This window comes from Microscilla marina ATCC 23134 (assembly GCF_000169175.1).
Classification (GTDB): Bacteria; Bacteroidota; Bacteroidia; order Cytophagales; family Microscillaceae; genus Microscilla; species Microscilla marina.
Window position 1 is genome coordinate 20,972 of sequence record NZ_AAWS01000054.1, and the last position, 19,423, is coordinate 40,394.

A 19,423-nucleotide genomic window follows, 5' to 3' on the forward strand; every position below is an offset into this window, starting at 1 on the left:
CTATTGATTTTCTGGAGTACCAGGTAATTTTAAACGCTACAAATCATTGGTTTAATTAAAGCTAAACCATTAATCCTGATATGAGAATACTATTATTTGAGAAAGATGAAGGTGAGAGGCAAAAGATCATTCAACTGTTTCGTCAGGTAGAGCTAAAAGCTGACCTTACAACTGATGTGGCAGAGAGTGAGGAGCAAATAATGCAGCTATTGCAACAAACTCATTATGATTGTGTGTATATAGGTGTTGATTTGTTTAGCATGCCTGATAGTGAAAAGCTATTAACACAAATACAGGAGCTTGGCAAACAAACGCCTATTGTGGTTTTGTTGGCTCACGAAAATGAAAAAAATATCTACCAAAGTATAATAAATGGTGTAAGTGGTTACTTGTCGAAGCAACAGTTGAACACCCCGTCTATTCTTACTAGTTTAAAGCAAGCCCTCAATAGCGTAGGCAACAAAGATCATTACGAGGTAAGCCATTTAAAGCAAGTGTTTCTCTCTGATATGGGGCATGAACTAAGAACCCCCATGTCGGCCATATTAGGGTTTTCAGGCTTATTGATGCAATCTAACCTTGACGAAAGCCAATACAAGTTTGCCCAATCTATTTACGAGGCAACCAACAACCTGTTGACCATTATCAACGATGTTTTAGATTACTCTAAAATAGAGTCTGGGAAGTTGACTATTGAGCAGGCAGATTTTAATGTAAGACACCTGTTGCATAAAATTCAAAAACGCTTTGAGAATCAGGGAATTCACCAGCATAAGCCTTATTTAGCGCTGTATATCGACGAAAAACTGCCCGACTTTTTGAAAAGCGATGATAAAAGATTAGAACAAATACTTTGGAACCTGATCAATGAGTCGACCAAGTTTATTGTGGGTAGTAGTATAGATTTGTTTGCACGCATGATTGCCTACAAAGAGGGACAAGTGAATGTTCAGTTTGAAGTGAAATGTGCAGGAGCAAGCATTTCACAAGACCAGGTGAAAACCATTTTTGATAGTCTTAATTACTTGGGTACCAATCACTTTCAACGTTTTGGTGACATAGGGCTTGGGTTAGTCATTGTTAAGAAACTGGTTAGTTTTTTGGGAGGCAACATTGTAGTGCAGCATAATAAGATTGGTGAGGTAAGTTTTATATGTGATTTTAGAATGGAAGTAGGGCAGGCAATTCAGGAACAAAGCAATGGCTTGGAAGATGGTGTAGCACTAGATAATGTGCGTGTATTGGTGTGTGAAGACAACATACTTAGCCAGGAACTAACTAAAGAAATATTGCACCGTTTGGGTTGTAAGGTAGACATTGCAGATAATGGCAAGGTAGGGGTAGAAAAACTGCAAAACAAAGCCGCGCAATACGATGTGGTGTTGATGGACATCCAAATGCCAAAAATGAATGGGATAGAGGCTACTTATGCCATTAGAGAGTTAGACAGTGTGGTCAAAGATATTCCGGTAATAGCACTGACTGCCCAAAATGTAACCGATGAAAAAGACAAGTACTTTGAAGCAGGAATGACTGATTATTTGACCAAGCCTTTTACACCAGCAGATATTACCCGAAAAGTATTGAAACATTTGCCCAAAAAGGCAACCAAAAGCCATCCCACAAGTACTACACAAACTACTGGTCAGACTACTTCACACACATTGTTTGACCTTAATTTTTTGCGCGATGCCTTTGGCGATAATCCAGTGATTTTCCAAGAGTTACTTCAGTTGCTTACCAATCAGTTCTTAAAGTTTAAACAAGATGTAAGCAACGGGTTATTTATGAAAAACTGGAAGGTAATTGCCAACGCTGCCCAAATCATCAAAACAAATTTGCGTGCATTTGGGCTCAAATCATTGGAAAATAAAGTAATTTTGATTGAGGAATACGCCAGTAAACAAGAAAGTGTAGGTCTTATTCCAGACCTGATCAGAGATTGTGAAGATATTTTTGCTGGTGCAATCAAAGAACTTAATTCTTTATTGGAAGATGAAAACACTACTCAAGGAAAACATTTATATAGAAACAGCTAGTGTGCAGGACGCCGAGCTATTGGCAGACTTGCAATGTAAAATGGCGTGGGAAACCGAAGAGTATATGCTTGATCGTAACACGGTGTTGCAAGGGTTACAAGCTTTGTTTAATGATGTTTCTAAAGGTATATATTACAAAGTGACTCATAATGAGCAGGTGATAGGTTGTATGCTCAATACGTTTGAATGGAGCGAGTGGCGTAATGGGTATGTCTTGTGGATACAGTCGCTGTATATTGTGCCAGAGTTTAGAGCCCAAGGTTTGTTTAAACTGATGTACCAATACTTACAACACAAAGTAAAAGCTGACAACAACCTGATGGGCATCAGACTGTATGTAGACAAAACCAACGTGAAAGCCTCGCAAGTATACAAAGCCATTGGAATGAGTGATGAACATTATACCTTTTTTGAGTGGTTAAACGAGTAAGCATTGTCTGAGGGTAACTTCCCCTAACTTACCTAAAGCAAAAACATTCAGCCGATAAAGACTGAATGTTTTTGACATCCTAAAAAATAAAACCCATTACAGGTATTGGGGTATACTTATTAATTGAAAGTATACGATCCTTTTTCGATCATCTGATCGGCAATTCTTCGGCGGGCAGCCTTGGCATTATAAGCGTGTGTGCGGCCAAAACCTCGCAATGCACCCATTAAATTTTTATACATATCACCTTCAGCAAAAGCACTGATGGCTTGTTTGCCCGACATATACACACTATCTACAGTATCGTGTAAGTATACGTTGCAAAGGTCTAACTGCATTTGACAAGCATCGGCTCCATTGCGGTTTACTAGTTTTTCTGTTCTTAACAGTGCCGACTCAGCCGTATAAATATTCATTAGCATGTCGGCCAGGTGTATCATAATTTCCTGCTCTTCGCTAAACGACTTGTTCAAGGCTTGAACTGCGGCACCCGCACTTACCAACAAAGCTTTTTTCATGTGGCTAATCAGGCTCTTCTCATAAGCAAAGTTAGGCGATCCCTCAGGAGCAATCTCTGGCTTTTTGCCACTCATCAACTCTTTTTGAACCTCCATAGCCGCACCCATTACGTTAAGCTCTCCCTTCATGCTGCGTGTTACGATGGTACCTATAGACAAAATACGGTTGATTTCGTTGGTTCCTTCAAAAATACGGTTAATGCGTGAGTCGCGGTAACAGCGGTCAGCAGGAGCATCGGCAGAATAGCCCATTCCACCATAAATTTGTACCATTTCGTCTGATACATAATCTATAGTTTCAGAACCAAATACCTTAAGCAGGGCGCATTCAATGGCAAATTGTTCAAAACTCTTAAGTTTAGCCTCAGCTTCGGGTGTGCCATTGGCAATCATAGCGGCAATACTGTCATCAATATTTTGTCCGGCGCGGTACATAGCCGACTCAGTAGCGTATAAACGTACCGCTTGTTGGGCAAGTTTATGTTTGATAGCTCCAAAGTTAGCAATAGAAGTTCCAAACTGCTTGCGTTCGTTAGCATATCCTATAGAATGGTTCAAGGCAGCCTTGGCGCCACCGTGGGTAGAAGCACACAACTTGATACGTCCAATGTTTAGAATGTTTACCGCAATCTTAAAACCGTTTTCACGGGTAGATAACATGTTTTCTATGGGCACTTTACAATCGTTGAAAAACACTTGGCGAGTGTCTGAACCTTTGATACCCATTTTGGCTTCAGGAGCATTCATAGTGATGCCACCAAAGTCTTTTTCTATAATAAAGGCAGTCAGTTTTTTGTCATCATCTATTTTGGCAAATACAATGAATATATCGGCAAACCCTCCATTGGTTATCCACATTTTTTGCCCGTTGATGATGTAGTGCTTGCCATCTTCGGTCAATTCAGCCTTGGTTTTGCCAGAGTTCGCGTCAGAACCCGCATCAGGCTCGGTCAGACAGTAACACGCTTTCCATTCACCAGTGGCAAGTTTGGGCAAATATTTTGCTTTTTGGGCTTCGCTGCCATAATATTGAATAGGCAGGGTACCAATACCAGTATGTGCCGATAGTGCTACTACAAACGAGTGTCCTTGCCCGGTATAGTCGGTAATCAACATCGATGAGTTAAAATCCATTCCAAAACCATCGTATTCGGTAGGTACACCAGTAGCAAGTAAACCAAGCTCGCCGGCTTTGTCTAGCAAACTACTCATGAGGGCAGGATCTTTAGCTTCATCTATTTCTTCTAAACGAGGAACCACTTCTTTCTGAACGAAGTCTTCACAGGTTTGCGCCATCATTCGTTGTTCTTCGCTAAAATCTTCAGGGATAAAGACTTGATCGGCAGTAGTTTCTTTGATAAGAAATTCCCCACCTTTAATTAATTCTTTATTGGCTGTAGCTTCCATATTATTGGGTATGTCTATTTTTATGATTTTCTGAATTGTGCGTCTATATAATAACAAATATACTACAAAAATGTTATGCGTGCATACTATTTAATCAAGAATATTCTTTTGTATTTGAAAGTATAATGGCTATTAGACAAATTAACTTATTAAAAATACAAAACCTTGTAGAAGGGGAATGTTTTTGGGAATACAAAGAATTTATAAAGCATTGCCAGTTTTTGATGAAGTAGGTTTTAGGATTTGAGCCTGGTAATTATTTAAGGTTTCTTTATGGATTTTGAAGAATTACAAAACCTTTTTTCTGATCATTTTTGAGATAATTTCCTGTGTTCAACACCAGATTAGTTTGACCCAATTGATTAGTTCAGCCCCTAGGTAGCATCCATTTACCCAAACTTAGGTAATTCTTCGACACAAGCTATGAGAAGTGTTTTCTTTTCGTAATTCGGACAATAGTTTTTAGCTCCCGCTTTTTCTGACACGTTGGCTCCACAAACGTATATCCCTAAGATAAGTCCCTGAGCATCTGTTAAGATAAAACGTTTCTGACCTCGTATATTTTTGCCTCCATCATAACCGGTTTCTTCTCCTCCTGAGGAGGTTTTATGCTTTTCGTATAAGGCAAGTGAGGTGTTAAGGTTGTCCAACCATTTTTACTAATATCACTTGGATATTTTCTGCGTTTTGTGCTTATTGATTCTTTGCTTATTCAATTTATTATTTGACTTTTCGCAGTACATACCTTTGCTTATATCCAAAGGAATACAGTTGCTGACTAAGGTCACGTTAGTTGGACTTAGTCTTAGTTTGTTGCCGTTAAGAATCTGTAAAACGAATACGTAATATAGCTGCAGTTCGGCACAATGCAACAGTGTAGCTGAAGGCAGAGCTTGGACTTCGGTTTTTTGATGACTGGTATATTATTCTGCTAAACAAATTTTTGATCTGTGAAAGGCCGGTTATTATTAAAGTTTTGCAACTCTAAAATAAATAATTTGAACACATTTTCATATTTAAACACCTTTTAAAACACTTTCTGAGACTAAAACTCATCGTGAATCACGCTAAACGCGAAAATTTAAACAAGCCCTTATTCTTTGGGGAACTAACAAAGTGCCAGAGCAAAAGAAACATATGAAATGGGTATGTTATTTCTTGATGGCTCCCTCACGGTATATTTAATAGGGTAGAAAGGAACTCAATTCTTGTTGTAGTATATTTTTTTGTAACAAACAGGTATTTCTAACGGATTTTGTTTGCCAGTATTTATACGCTAAAGTCTGACTATTCTTTGTGTTACTTTTAAGGATTAGTTTAAAACGTCGTTTTTGAGCAAAATGATTGAAACAGTAGCCTTTACCTAGCTTCTAAGTAGGTAAAGCGGAAATTTGGCAAACAGAAGCAAAATAGTCTTTTACATACTATAGACTTAAAAATCAATGACTTATTCATTATACATTGTAGAAGACAATCATTTTTAGTAATTGATAACCTGTATTTATTAACATTTTCCCTGAACTTATGATGGATTATTTTTAGTCCCAAAAATAGAATTAAACCAAAATTCACAAACTAAATTAACGACAAAATGATGAAAAATATTAGAAGAACAACTTGTTGTTTACTACTACTTATTTTTGTTCAAGTATCATTGGGTATAGGACAAGAAGTAGTACTTGATGGCAAAAGCCTTACACCTGAGCAAGTCACGCAGGTTGCTACAAATGTAGCGAAGGTGAAAATTAGCCCTGTTGCCCGAAAGCGAGTAGTAAAATCTCAGAAACTTTTGATGTTGGCGGCAAGAAAAGGGCATAAAATTTATGGGCTTACAGTTGGTGTAGGGCAAAATAAAGACAAAAAAATGCTCGATGCTCAAGGCAACCTTACCAAAGAAGTAATTGAAGCTTCTCAAAAGTTTAATGATGGGTTGATCCGAGCGCACTCAGCAGGAGCAGGCAAACCTATGCCAGAGGAAACAGTGAGGGCAATGTTGGTTACAAGATTAAACGCTATGTTATTTGGTGCTACAGGTGTACAGCCTAGAGTTATCGACTTATTTCGCGATTTTTTGAATAAAAACATCCTGCCTGTGATTCCGTCCAAAGGTTCGGTAGGCGAAGCCGATATTACAATCAATGCACATATTGCCCAGGCAATGATTGGGGAGGGTTATGTGTATTATGGCGGAAAAAAAATGTTGGCAAGTGAAGCGTTAAAACAAAACGGAATCAAGAAACTGGTGCCTTTTGGAAAAGATGCGTTGTCTATTTTTAGCTCTAATACTTATTCAGCTGCCTTGGGTGCACTTACCCTTCAGGAACTGTCACAGGCAGTGGAGGTTGCTAAACTTGTTTTTACGCTAAGTATGGAAGGATTCAACGGTAACATAGAACCTTTTTTGAAGCATGCCAATACCGTCAGACCCTTTAAGATGGTAAATAACATGGCAAAAGACTTTAGAACGATACTGAAAGGAAGCTATTTGTGGGACAAATCGGCTGAACGTGCTTTGCAAGACCCCTTGAGTTATCGTACCAGTGCTTATACATTGGGTACTTTAGAAGGTGCCAGGCAGGAACTGGTTCAGCTATTGGCAATACAACTTAATTCTTCTGATGACAACCCAGGAGTTGTACTAAATGTAGAAGCACCATCGAAGCGTGGGGAAGAATTTTCGCATTATGCCAGCGAAAAAGGACTAAAAGGAGCTGTAATTCCTTCTGCCAATTTTTCACCTTTGCCTTGGGTTATTTCTTTCGAAAAAGTGGCCATTGCTCTTGCCCATGCCTCTTGTGCATCAACACAACGAACTATTAAGCTGGCAGATCCACATTTTACTCATTTAAGCAGATTTTTGGGTACTAAAACAACGGTTCATGCCTATGGAGCGATCCAAAAAGTTTTTGTGTCACTTAATAGCCAAAATCAAGAGTTGGCTATACCAGTGTCTTTTAACTCTTATGCTGTTGCGGGCAACATCGAAGATGTAGCGACCAATGCTCCAAGGGTAGTATCCAGGGTACGCCAGGCAGTAGATAACTTGTATTATATTCTAGGAATAGAACTTATGCACGCTGCCCAGGCGATTGATTTACGTCTGGAAAAAAACACCAACTTCAAAATGTCGCCTGTAACCCGTAAATTCTGGAGTGCTTTCCGAAAAAAAGTATCTTTTATGAAGGTAGACAGGGCTTTGACTCCGGATATTAAAAATGCGTATGAGTTTGTGAAATCTTATAAGTAGTTTTTTTTGAGAAATTATAATTATTGAAGGTTTCCCTATGATTTGCCACAAAAAAAGCCCCACAACAATTGTGAGGCTTTTTTTTGCAGGGTTGGCTTGTCTACCTTCTACGTTGTCTTTTTTTAGGCTTATAAGCCTTATAAATAAATATTTGAGTTTCGCGGCGGTCTTTGAGTAATAAGATAAGTTTTTTAGAAGAAATTTTAATAATGTCAAACTCTTGCCGGGTTTCGGTACCACCTTTGATTTTGTGGGTAATGATGAGTTTCTTTTGTTCATCCTCAAACTTCCATTCATTACGTTTGGTAATGCGCCCTTGCGAAGTACTTATTTTCACACTACAACGACCGTTTTTTCTAAACTCCAGAATAGTGACCATGCCGTTGCGTTGCTGGCGCTCAATCATTTTGGTAGAAATAGCCTTGCCATTTACTTCCATCCCAGTCATAATCCATTGACGGGCAAGCAGTTTTGTCTTGTCTTTTTTTGGGGCAAACCCACTTAATAGGATGGTTAGCAGAAAAAATCCTGTAATAAAGTATTTACTTTGTTTTATCATTTTCACCTGTTTTTTATAAAAACAACTTAGCAAAATCGTTTTTATTGCATTAAACGATGTCGTCAGTGCTTTGTTGGGTTAGGTAGCTGCCTGAAACTCAAAATGCTGGTCAGTTTTTTCACCCGTATTTATATTGTACACCCTTTCAGTAAAGCGCACCTTATTATCATAGTCTATCAGAATAGTAGCCGAAGAGCAAGTACCATATTGAGGGCTTTTGATAAACATAGGCGACAACATAATTTCGCGTTCAATAGGCAAGCCAGTACGTTGCACCTCGGTTTTGTTGGCTTTGGTAGGATCATACATTAGGTCGAGCAGCGCATTTTCTTCAACTTTTGGTGCGTCAATCATTTCCGTAAACTTTTTCTTGAGCCGTTGTACTTTAAACCAATCAGTGTCTAACAAGGCATTGCTTAAGCCATAAATGCCCGCCTGTAATTGGATAATTTTATGTTGGTAGTTTGACAAATAATACAATTCTTCAGTATTTCCCGTTAGCAGGTTAAATCCATTGTAGGCGTCTATATTCTCAAAAATACCTTCCAGGTAAGCCTTGGGTGAATCGTTGCTTTGCAAGTAGTCAAGGGTAAGCATTCCACGCGATGGGGCAGTTGTTTTTATATTGTCAATATCGCGGTAGTTGGTCAAGGCTGTAAAGCGCCCATTCTTGTGCAGCCCCATCCAGGTACCACCTGCTTCCAGGTCTTTGCCTGCTAAAATTTGCTTGTTTTCATCCCAAAAATCGGCAGAAGCCGTATTACGTTTATAAAATTCATCGCGGTTGCTGGCAAATATTAATTTGTATTTTGGGTGGGTTTTCCACGCAAAAGTCAATAGACACATAGTTTTTTTAAATTTAATAATTGAGTACTGTAAATCGCTGGTTTTAAGAGTTATCTCAAATGCAAATATGGTGTAACTATAAACAGGTTGAACACAAAAGGGCAAAAAAATGTTCAAACCGAACAAAATATAATCATAGTAGAATTTGCATTATTTTGAGTATATGATTGGATTTATCTTAAAATATAGCGTAGTTCGCATTTTAGTTATAATACTGAGTTTTTTAATTACACTTAGAAGTTATCCCGACTTGAGGCAATCAACGGGAGTTTTTTTTGGTTTTTTCTTAAAATGAAAAAGCTTTTTTAACCATACATATCGTCTGTTTTAACCATTATTTACAAACATTTAAAACTACTGGTGATCAAAAAATAAATTCCTGAGCTTTTGCCCACTGCCTGGCTTCTGTAGTGTATTACATTGCAAAAACTAAAGGACGTAGGGTATCAAGTTTCAAGGTAACTTCTTTAAATGAGAGTTATTGAATGAGAAAAATTTTAAGTACAAAGTACCTGCTTACTTTGTTAGTGTTAACCACTTGCTTTTACAGTGTCAATGCACAAGAAGAGCGAGATTTAAGAGAAGACAGGGCAAAAGAAAGAGTAGAATACGAGCGAGCAATGCTTGTAGACCCTAAAACCGGAAAAATTCCGGATAGAATTTATCAGAAAAGTATTGAGTTTATATACTCACCCAAATCACAGCTACAACCCCAGCACCAAAAATTTACTACTTCAATTACGGGCATTAGTGGTGCCAAATGGGCACAACGAGGACCTCATAATGTAGGAGGGCGTACCAGAGCCTTGGCCATTGATCAGGCAAACGAGCAAGTGATTTTAGCGGGAGGAGCCTCAGGAGGAATGTGGCGCTCAGACAATGGAGGTGCCAGCTGGAGTAAAGTAACTGGAGCCTCGCAAAATCATAGTGTAACTGCCATTGCACAAGACCCACAAAGCCCTGCTACCTGGTATTATACCGCAGGAGAAGGCGCCGGCAACTCTGCCTCAGCGTCATTTTCGGCACCCTTTGTAGGCAATGGGGTATACAAGTCTACCGATAACGGGCTTACCTGGGTGTTGTTAACCAACACTGCCTCTGGAGCCAACGAAGGTGACAACCCTTTTAGAATTACCTGGAACGTAAAAGTACACCCCACCAATGGCGATGTATACGTGGCAAATGCCCGCCGTTACTCTAACGGACAAAGTGGCATTTGGAGGTCTACTGATGGTGGAACCAACTGGAACTTAGTATTGGATGGTGATGGCGCTGGTTATACCGATATAGAAATTGCTGCTGATGGAGTGTTTTATGCTACTATTTCGAGTAGTGGTGGTACCCATAAAGGAATTTATCGTTCTACGGATGGTACAAACTGGGTAAACATTAACCCTGGTTTTTTGCCAGGTAGTTATGCGCGTATTGTATTGGCTGTGGCCCCTTCAAACAATAATGTGGTCTATTTCTTTGCTGCGGCAGGCACCACTGCCAATGGCCACAGTTTTTATAAGTATACTTATACTGCCGGAGAAGGCAATGGCGATGGAAGCCTAAAAAATGGGGGAGCCTGGGAAGACCGCTCTGCCCAACTGCCTACTGGAGGAGGGTCTACTGATGGTGGTTTATTGCAAGAAAACTATAACCAGTATGTAAAAGTAAAGCCTGACAACGAAAATATAGTGTTTATAGGAAGCACCAACCTATACCGTTCTATGGATGGTTTTGCTACTACTGGCAACACTGCCTGGATTGGCGGATACCACAAAACTAACTTCTTTTATCCTGAGCATCACCCTGATAACCACAGCTTGGTTTTTTTCCCTTCTGATGCCAAAAAAATGATTAGCGGACACGATGGTGGTGTAAGTATTACTACCGATAACCTTGCTACAGGTGGAGACCACCCAGTGGCTTGGACTTACCTAAATAACGGATACTATACTACACAGATATACGGTATGGACATTGACGCCAAAACTGCAGGTGACCCCCGTTTGAGCGCGGGTTTTCAGGATAATGGAAAATGGACTACCCATAGTTTTAGTGGTACCAGTCCCTGGAAACAGGAAAACTTCTTTGGTGATGGTGGTTATACAGCCATTGTACCCGGCAAAGATATTCGGTTCTTTAGCAACCAAAACGGGCACATGTTCAGGGTAACCGGAAACGATCCCGAAAATCCTACCAGTGCAGTGTACTTACGCCCACAATCGTTTGGCTCTTACTTGTTTGTTACACCTTATGTGCTCGACCCCAACAATTCAAACACCATGTATTATTTGGTAGGGCCTACAGTATACCGTAATACCAATATCTTGTACACCAACAGTATCAATAACTGGGAGAACCTGGCAACTGCTTCTGCTGGAGGCGCCATTACTGCAATCAATGTATCTGAGGAGAATCCTAAGCACCGGATTTATTATGGTACCAACAATGGCAAAGTATTTAGAATGGATGATGCCGATTCGGGAGACCCAATACAAGTAGATATTTGGACGGGTAAAGGGTTGCCAGCAGGTGCTTATGTAAGTAATGTGGCAGTTGACCCAACCAATGGTGACAATGTTTTTGTGGTTTTCTCAAACTATGGCGTACAAAGTGTTTATTACTCGGCTGATGCAGGTGATACCTGGACGGCGGTAAGTGGAAACTTGGAAGAAAACCCTGATGGAACCGGAAATGGTCCTTCTACCCGTTGGTTAACTGTGCATGTTAAATCAGATGGTTCTAAGATATATTTGTTGGGTACAAGCGTAGGTTTGTATGCTACCAACATACTGGATGGTATGAACACTCAGTGGGTACAAGAAGGCGCCAATACAATTGGTAATGTACCTGTAGTAATGATTAAGTCTCGTCGTTCCGATGGTTTGGTAGCTTTAGGTACGCATGGTACAGGTTTGTTTAGTGGTTATATTGGTGCTTCTGCCGATCTTACCATTGCTAATGTGTCGCCGCAAAGAGGAGAAGTAGGCACTGAAGTAACCATCAATGGAACTAATTTTAGTGCAACTGCTGCCGATAATGTGGTAAAGTTTAATGGAACCATAGCTACAGTAACTGCTGCTACAGCAAATAATTTGACCGTAACAGTGCCCGCAGGAGCAACTACCGGAAAAGTGACTGTAGAGGTAAACACAAAAACTGCCACTAGTGCCAACGACTTTACAGTGGTACCTGTGATAAGTACTTACCCTCACTCAGAGAGTTTTGAAAATGGTGTATCAGACTGGATACAACCCACTACCGATGGTTTTGACTGGTCATTGGTGAATAAGTCTACCCCTACAGACCAAACTGGACCGGCAAAAGCATTTAGTGGAGACTTTTTCTTGTATACTGAGATCGACCAGTTTAGCCATGACACGTTTGATGAACAACCATTGAACAAAAATAAAACGGCGCTCTTTACCAGCCCTACCTTTGACTTAACCAGCTTGACCAATCCAGAAGTATTATTTGCCTACCACATGTTTGGCGATAAAATGGGAACTTTGAGTTTGGAAGCCAGCACTGATGGTACCAATTGGCAGTCGGTATGGACAAAAACCGGGAATCAAAGTGATGCCTGGGCAATTGCTGTGGTAGATGTGACTACCCACAAAAGTGCTACTACCAAGTTTAGGTTTGTAGGTGCCACTGGAGACGGTTCTACCAGTGACATAGCGATCGATGGAGTGATTGTGACAGAAGCTGGTACCCCTTTGATTTTTGACTTTGCCCCTCAAACCGTGATTGGTGGCTTTAGTAGTGTAGATATTTTGGGAGCAAACTTTGATGCTACAGCCGCCAACAACGAAGTGAAGTTTAATGGAGTGGCTGGTACAATAACAGAAGCAACAACTACTACACTGAAGGTAAAAGTACCTTTGAATGCTACCACGGGTAAAATAGCCATTACAGTCAATGGTAAAACAGTTACTTCTACCAAAGACCTTAAGGTAATCGCACCTATTACTACCTTCCCTTATATCGAAAGCTTCGAGGCGGGCTTGGGTAAATGGATACAGGCAGAGAATGACGATATGGATTGGATACGTAAAAACGGTAAAACCCCTTCAGATAATACTGGGCCAACTGCTGCCGCTGATGGTAGTTTTTATGTATATACCGAAGCTACGGGTAACTTTAACAAGAAAACTATTTTGGCAAGCGCATTATTTGATGCCAATACTGTAGACAACCCTTTATTTAGCTTTAAATACCACATGTATGGAGGCAATATGGGAAGCCTTGCGCTTGAGATTTCTTCAGATGGAGAAACTTGGACTTCCCTTTGGTCCAAAAGTGGAGACCAAGGCAATGCCTGGAAGAGTGATGGAGTGAGCCTGGAAGCGTATAAAAATGCGCCTTTTGTCTTACGCTTTGTAGGTACTACCGGGGGCGGCTTCATGAGTGATATTAGTGTCGATCATTTACAATTACTTTCAGGACCAGGCATTGCAAGTTTTACCCCTACCAATGGAAAGGTAGGCGATGTAGTAACCATTACAGGTAAAAGTTTTAGTACCGTAAAAGACGAGAATGTAGTAGAGTTTAATGGAATCAAAGCCATAGTAACTTCAGCTACTGCTACCCAAATTGTTACTACCGTACCAAATACAGCCACTACTGGAAAAATTAGAATAGCTGTAAACGGGTTACCCACCATTAGTAAGGATGACTTTACCGTAGTGGCTTCAGGAGCTGTGCCTACCATTACTAACATTAGTCCAATGGCTGGTGTAATTGGGCAAAGCATCAACATAGAAGGAACCAATTTTAGTGTACCCAAAGACAATAACCAAGTGTATTTCAATGGTCTGGTAGCTACTATAGAGTCTGCTACTGCTACATCGTTGGTGGTGAAAGTACCTACCAATGCTACCAGTGGTAAAATAAAGGTAGTAAATGTTGGAGGACAAAGTGTAGAGTCTACCAATGACTTTATTGTGTATTGTGCATCAAAAGCTGCATCAACCGATGACTCCAGGATCGATAATTTTACACTGAATGAAATCAACCATACGACTGATGGTGTAGGTGTGTGTTCAGATTACAGCGATTTTACCAGTATTTCAACCCATGTAATCACTGGAGTTACTTACCCCTTCAGTGTAAAAGCTGGAAGTTGTAATGGTGATTATACCAAGTTTGTAAAAGTATATGTTGACTGGAACCAGGATGGAGACTTTAGTGACGCAAATGAATTTTTGGGTGGAAATGCTGTGGCAATAAGAGAACCAGGTGTATTTGAGTCAACGGTTACGGTGCCTACCAATGCCTTGTTAGGAAGAACCAGATTAAGAGTAGTGTTAGGAGAGGTTGCTTCTGCTGATCAGGTACAAGCTTGTGGGCCATATAATTTTGGTGAAACTGAAGATTATAGCATTGTTATACTGGAAAAACCTGAAATAACATCTTTTGCTCCTGATAGAGGCAAAGTAGGGCAACACGTGAGTATCAATGGGAAGAATTTTCCTGACAAGTCGGCGTATGTGAGCGTGAAGTTTGCGAAAGGCATAGCGGCTACCGTAGCGTCAGTAAACAGCACCCAGATTAAAGCAATAGTACCTGAAGGAGCCATTACTGGACCTATAACTGTAACAGTGGCAGGGCAGTCTATTACCAGTACGTTTGATTTTACGGTGATTCCAGATACACCCGTTGCTCCTGATAAGCTGGCATTGAAGCTGGTAAATGGAATGGTACAACTTACCTGGAGCGACAACTCTGACAATGAAACCGCTTTTTATATTGAGCGTTCAGCCCCCGATGCCCTTGACAAATTTGTAAAAGTAGGTGAAGTATCGGCTGGCATCACAGAATATAGCGAAGATGTGAAGAACTTATTGTCTAAACATCATTACCGTGTGGCTGCAGTAAATAGTGCAGGTGTTTCTGCTTATTCTAATGTAGCATCGTTTGACGCCGAAGTATTAAGTGTACAAAGTGTGTTATTGGCACAAAGGTTAAAAATTACGCCTAACCCTAACCATGGTAAGTTCAATGTTGAGATTGGGCAAGCTAACCATGCGACCATCAAGTTAGAGGTGATAGATGCCAAAGGCCGACTTGTGAAAGTATTGAACTTAGCAGGACAACAAGGCAAGTACCCTGTAAACTTATCTGAGTTGCGTCAAGGAGTATATACCTTACGTATCTCGGCAGGTAAAGCCAATGCTGCCATTAAATATATGAAGCAATAAAAAGGTATAAAACGCGACTTTTACTTGTCGTTTATTGTTTTTAGTCAGGGCTACCTGCTAGGGATTCCTGACTTTTAACTGATACTAATTTGACCAAAAAAGCCGAATACGTTTTGTATTCGGCTTTTTTGCTTAAGAGCTTGAAAATTGATATAAAGCATTATAGTTATATATTGGATTTAAATAATTATATTTGTTAATATTTAACATACAATCATTCAAACTATTTGAATCAATGTTTTGCCTGAAATATATAATCTTTATGTTTGCTTTACATGACAAAAGAAATAAGCATACTATTATCAATTCTTAACCTGCTGCTGATTCTCTATAATTGGTAGTAGGGGTGATATGCTTATATCTAATTGTCAAAACAACGACATTACAACAACACCTCTAAAAAGCTTAGGGGTGTTTTTTTTTGTCTGATAATTAAAATATTGATTTTAAGCCAAGGCGGTGAATAAGTATCAAGGCAAAGTTAGTTTTATATATGGTTGAGTTTATTTGTAAATGAGCTGAGATCGGTATTTAAGGACTTGCTACCATTGCACCGTTATACATCGGCACCTAAGGACTTGCTGCTATTTAATATGGCAACACATTTTGAAACATTCATCATAATTATGAAGAGGTATGGAACAAACACCATCTCAAACATTATTTGATAAGATATGGAAACGTCATGTTGTGCAACAACAAGAAGGGTTTCCGGCGGTATTGTATATAGACCGTCACTTTATCCATGAGGTTACCAGCCCTCAGGCATTTACTGGTCTCAGGCAACGCAATATTGGGGTTTTCAGACCCAAACAGACCATTGCCACCGCTGACCATAACGTGCCTACTGTAGACCAACATTTGCCTATCAAAGAAGCGCTTTCGCGCAAACAAGTAGAAACCCTCACCAAAAACTGTGAAGAGTTTGGGGTTGAATTGTACGGTTTGGGGCATGAAAAACAAGGCATTGTACACGTAATTGGTCCCGAATTGGGCATTACCCAACCAGGGCAAACCATTGTTTGTGGCGATAGTCATACCTCTACCCATGGTGCTTTTGGTACTATAGCTTTTGGCATAGGTACCAGTCAGGTAGAGCAAGTACTTGCTACGCAAACCTTGTTGCAGTACCGCCCCAAGACAATGTTGATCAAAGTAGATGGAACACTCAATAAAGGGGTAACTGCAAAAGATGTGATTTTGTATGTGATCGCCAAACTAGGTACGGACGGAGGTACTGGACACTTTGTAGAATATGCTGGTACAGCCATTCAATCTTTGTCAATGGAAGGGCGAATGACCGTGTGCAATATGAGCATTGAAATGGGGGCTCGTGGTGGAATGATTGCCCCAGATGAGGTAACCTTTGACTATATGAAAGGCAGACCACATGCTCCACAGGGCGAACAATGGGACAAAGCAATAGCAGATTGGAAAACACTTTATTCTGATAAAGATGCAGTGTTTGACACGGTCTATGAGTTTGATGCTGCCGACATTGAACCAATGATTACCTACGGCACCAACCCTGGAATGGGCATTGGCATTAGCCAACACGTACCTGAACTCTCCCACCTCAAAGAAACAGAAAAAACCTCCTTTAAAAAATCCCTTGAATATATGAATCTAAATACCGGGCAATCGTTGCTGGGAAAAAAAATAGATTATGTATTTATAGGAAGTTGCACCAACGCCCGCATCGAGGATTTGCGTCTGGTGGCAGACTTTGTCAAGGGCAAACAAAAATCTGCTGATGTAGAAGTATGGATTGTGCCTGGTTCTCAAGCAGTATTGCGTCAAGCGCAAAAAGAAAAATTAGACATGGTGTTTAGCGAAGCAGGCTTTAAACTGCGTGAACCTGGTTGTTCGGCGTGTTTGGCAATGAACGAAGACAAAGTGCCTGCGGGTAAATATTGTGTATCTACTTCGAACCGAAACTTTGAAGGACGACAAGGCCCCGGATCGCGTACCTTTTTGGCAAGCCCGTTGATGGCGGCCGCTGCTGCCATCAATGGCAAAGTAGTAGATGTAAGGGCTTATTTATAAGGATTAGTTCATAGTTCCACTATGGGCAGCAAATCGTGAATAGCCGACCGTTACCTATTACATCTGAACATTAAATTAATCAAGCGTTTAGCCACTTACGACTACTTGTTGCTTGAAGCTAACTGCTTGCTACTTTTTTTAAACCAAAAAATTATGAAAGATTCATCATTTGGGTTGTTGCAAACGACTGGAGTGCCTGTAAAGGTAGAAAATGTAGATACAGATCAAATTATTCCGGCGCGTTTTCTCAAAGCCATTAGCCGTGAAGGCTTTGGTGAAAACCTGTTTTATGACTGGCGTTATGACAATGAGGGCAACCCCAAACCTGACTTTATATTAAACCAACCCGGCAACGATGGTCAGGTATTGGTTGGAGGCAAAAACTTTGGCTGTGGCTCTAGCCGTGAGCATGCTGCCTGGGCTATCAAAGACTATGGTTTCAAGGCGGTCATTTCCAGTTTTTTTGCTGATATCTTCAAAGGCAATGCCTTGAACAACGGGGTGTTGCCTGTGCAAGTGTCTGATGCTTTTTTGGCCAGGTTATTTGACTTGATGGAGCAAGATGCTACCACCCCTATAGCCATAGACTTAGAGGCACAAACTGTGGCGGTGACCAATAAGCAAACAGGTGAAACAATGACCGAAATTTTTGAAATAAATGAGTATAAAAAAATGTGTTTGCAAAAAGGCTACGATGATATAGACTATTTGTTAAGCCTGCAAACCCAAGTAGAAACCTACGAAAAAAATAAGGCTGTTTACTAAACACTAAATATTAAACAACATTATGACGCATAAAAAAATCGTGGTGCTTGCTGGAGATGGTATAGGACCCGAAGTAACCAAATGTGCCCGCGAGGTGCTTGAAGTAATAGGCACTATCAGTGGACAAAAATTTGAGTTTGAAGACGCCTTGATTGGGCACTCGGCTATAGAAGCCACTGGGGAGCCTTTGCCCCAAGCCACCCTTGACAAGTGCCAACAAGCCGATGCTATTTTATTAGGGGCAGTGGGGCATCCTATGTACGACAATAACCCAGGTGCTAAAGTACGCCCTGAACAAGGTTTGTTAAAGCTAAGAAAATCGCTGGAGTTGTTTGCCAACATTCGCCCCATCAAGTTATTTGATGAGTTGCTGCACAGTTCAAGCATCAAACCTGAAATATTGCAAGGGGTAGATATCTTGTTTTTCAGAGAATTGACCAGCGGTATTTACTTTGGTACACCCCGCGAGCGTTCGGCAGACGGCAACTCAGCAATTGATACCTTGGCTTATACCAAAGAAGAGGTAAGGCGCATTGCCAAAAAAGCATTTAAAGCCGCCAGCCAACGCAACAAAAAAGTATGCTCGGTAGACAAAGCCAATGTATTGGAAACCTCTCGCCTATGGCGCGAAGTAGTGACCGAGGTTGCCAAAGATTACCCTGAAGTAACCCTTACCCACATGTTTGTTGACAACGCCTCTATGCAACTGATTCGTGACCCGCGTCAGTTTGATGTAGTGCTTACTGGAAATATGTTTGGCGATATATTGACCGATGAAGCCTCACAAATTGCCGGATCGATGGGAATGCTTGCTTCTGCCTCTATGGGTGAACAAACCAGCGTATACGAACCCATTCACGGGTCGGCACCCGATATTGCCGGAAAAGGCATTGCCAACCCATTGGCAGCTATTTTATCAGTGGCACTCATGCTCGATTTGTCTTTGGGCATGCCCAACGAAGCTCGCCAGGTAGAGCAAGCCGTTGCCGATGTACTAAGCCAGGGCTACCGTACGGTAGACATTGCTGAAGAAGGTTTGACACCAGAAAAGCAATTGAATACTGAACAAATGAGTGAAAAAGTAAAAGAAGTATTGTTGAAGAATAAGTCAGTAGTCAATAGCCAGTAGCCCCGACAAGGTTCTAGGTACACCTTGCTCCATAGGCAACTAACAAATTCATAATATGCTTATTTTCAATAGGTGATGAAAAAGTGGTTTGCTTATTTGCAAATGTAAGAATTTTGTGGCTACCAAACTTCATCTACCGATTTTATAAGTATTTAAAAATCAAAGTATTATAAAACAGGTAGTATATTTGAAGAACTAGGACTTTCTTATAAAAAATGAGAATCCTCTCTGAAGCTTGCAAAG

11 protein-coding genes are annotated in these 19,423 nt (G+C 40.5%); 7 read left to right on the top strand and 4 right to left on the bottom strand.

All coding sequences use genetic code 11. The features are described 5' to 3' along the window. Window positions 1-80 precede the first annotated feature (80 nt). Window positions 81-2,039 carry a response regulator gene (locus M23134_RS31060; protein WP_002703411.1) on the top strand — a complete coding sequence of 653 codons (1,959 nt, stop codon included), beginning with the start codon at window positions 81-83 and terminating at the stop codon, window positions 2,037-2,039. Next, window positions 1,996-2,469 (top strand): GNAT family N-acetyltransferase, encoded by a 474-nt coding sequence (locus M23134_RS31065; RefSeq protein ID WP_002703413.1) that lies wholly within the window; start codon window positions 1,996-1,998, stop codon window positions 2,467-2,469. The genes M23134_RS31060 and M23134_RS31065 overlap by 44 nt, the downstream gene beginning before the upstream one ends. A 119-nt stretch (window positions 2,470-2,588) precedes the next feature. Here the strand turns inward: M23134_RS31065 and M23134_RS31070 are convergent, their stop codons facing one another. Together M23134_RS31070 and M23134_RS31075 are read right to left on the bottom strand one after the other, a co-directional pair. Continuing rightward, on the bottom strand, window positions 2,589-4,394 hold the full coding sequence (locus tag M23134_RS31070) for an acyl-CoA dehydrogenase family protein (protein ID WP_002703415.1): 1,806 nt from the start codon (window positions 4,392-4,394) through the stop codon (window positions 2,589-2,591). Window positions 4,395-4,783: 389 nt separating this feature from the next. Further along, on the bottom strand, window positions 4,784-5,044 hold the full coding sequence (locus tag M23134_RS31075; protein ID WP_002703417.1) for a hypothetical protein: 261 nt from the start codon (window positions 5,042-5,044) through the stop codon (window positions 4,784-4,786). A gap of 941 nt (window positions 5,045-5,985) precedes the next feature. On the opposite strand from M23134_RS31075, the gene M23134_RS31080 reads away from it, so the two are divergent. Then, window positions 5,986-7,641, top strand: a complete 1,656-nt coding sequence (locus M23134_RS31080; RefSeq protein WP_002703420.1) for an HAL/PAL/TAL family ammonia-lyase — start codon at window positions 5,986-5,988, stop codon at window positions 7,639-7,641. A gap of 100 nt (window positions 7,642-7,741) precedes the next feature. Here the strand turns inward: M23134_RS31080 and M23134_RS31085 are convergent, their stop codons facing one another. Next, window positions 7,742-8,200, bottom strand: a complete 459-nt coding sequence (locus M23134_RS31085) for a hypothetical protein (RefSeq protein WP_045114697.1) — start codon at window positions 8,198-8,200, stop codon at window positions 7,742-7,744. 78 nt (window positions 8,201-8,278) lie between these two features. Further along, window positions 8,279-9,046: an NRDE family protein gene (locus M23134_RS31090; protein WP_002703426.1), complete on the bottom strand. Its 768-nt coding sequence runs from the start codon at window positions 9,044-9,046 to the stop codon at window positions 8,279-8,281. 485 nt (window positions 9,047-9,531) lie between these two features. Here M23134_RS31090 and M23134_RS39195 point away from each other — a divergent pair, with 485 nt between their 5' ends. The 4 genes from M23134_RS39195 to leuB all read left to right on the top strand — a co-directional run bounded on the left by M23134_RS39195 (window position 9,532) and on the right by leuB (window position 19,180). Further along, window positions 9,532-15,240, top strand: coding sequence for an IPT/TIG domain-containing protein (locus tag M23134_RS39195; protein ID WP_002703429.1), 5,709 nt, complete (start codon window positions 9,532-9,534; stop codon window positions 15,238-15,240). A 636-nt stretch (window positions 15,241-15,876) separates the two neighbouring features. Next, a complete protein-coding gene (leuC, locus tag M23134_RS31100) occupies window positions 15,877-17,286 on the top strand; it encodes a 3-isopropylmalate dehydratase large subunit (protein WP_002703432.1) in 1,410 nt (469 codons plus the stop codon). Between the two features lie 153 nt (window positions 17,287-17,439). Beyond that, the gene (gene leuD / locus M23134_RS31105) at window positions 17,440-18,051 is read left to right on the top strand and encodes a 3-isopropylmalate dehydratase small subunit (RefSeq protein ID WP_045114698.1); all 612 of its coding nucleotides are present in this window, start codon (window positions 17,440-17,442) and stop codon (window positions 18,049-18,051) included. A gap of 22 nt (window positions 18,052-18,073) precedes the next feature. After that, window positions 18,074-19,180, top strand: a complete 1,107-nt coding sequence (gene leuB / locus M23134_RS31110; protein ID WP_002703436.1) for a 3-isopropylmalate dehydrogenase — start codon at window positions 18,074-18,076, stop codon at window positions 19,178-19,180. The last annotated feature ends 243 nt before the right edge of the window (window positions 19,181-19,423 follow it).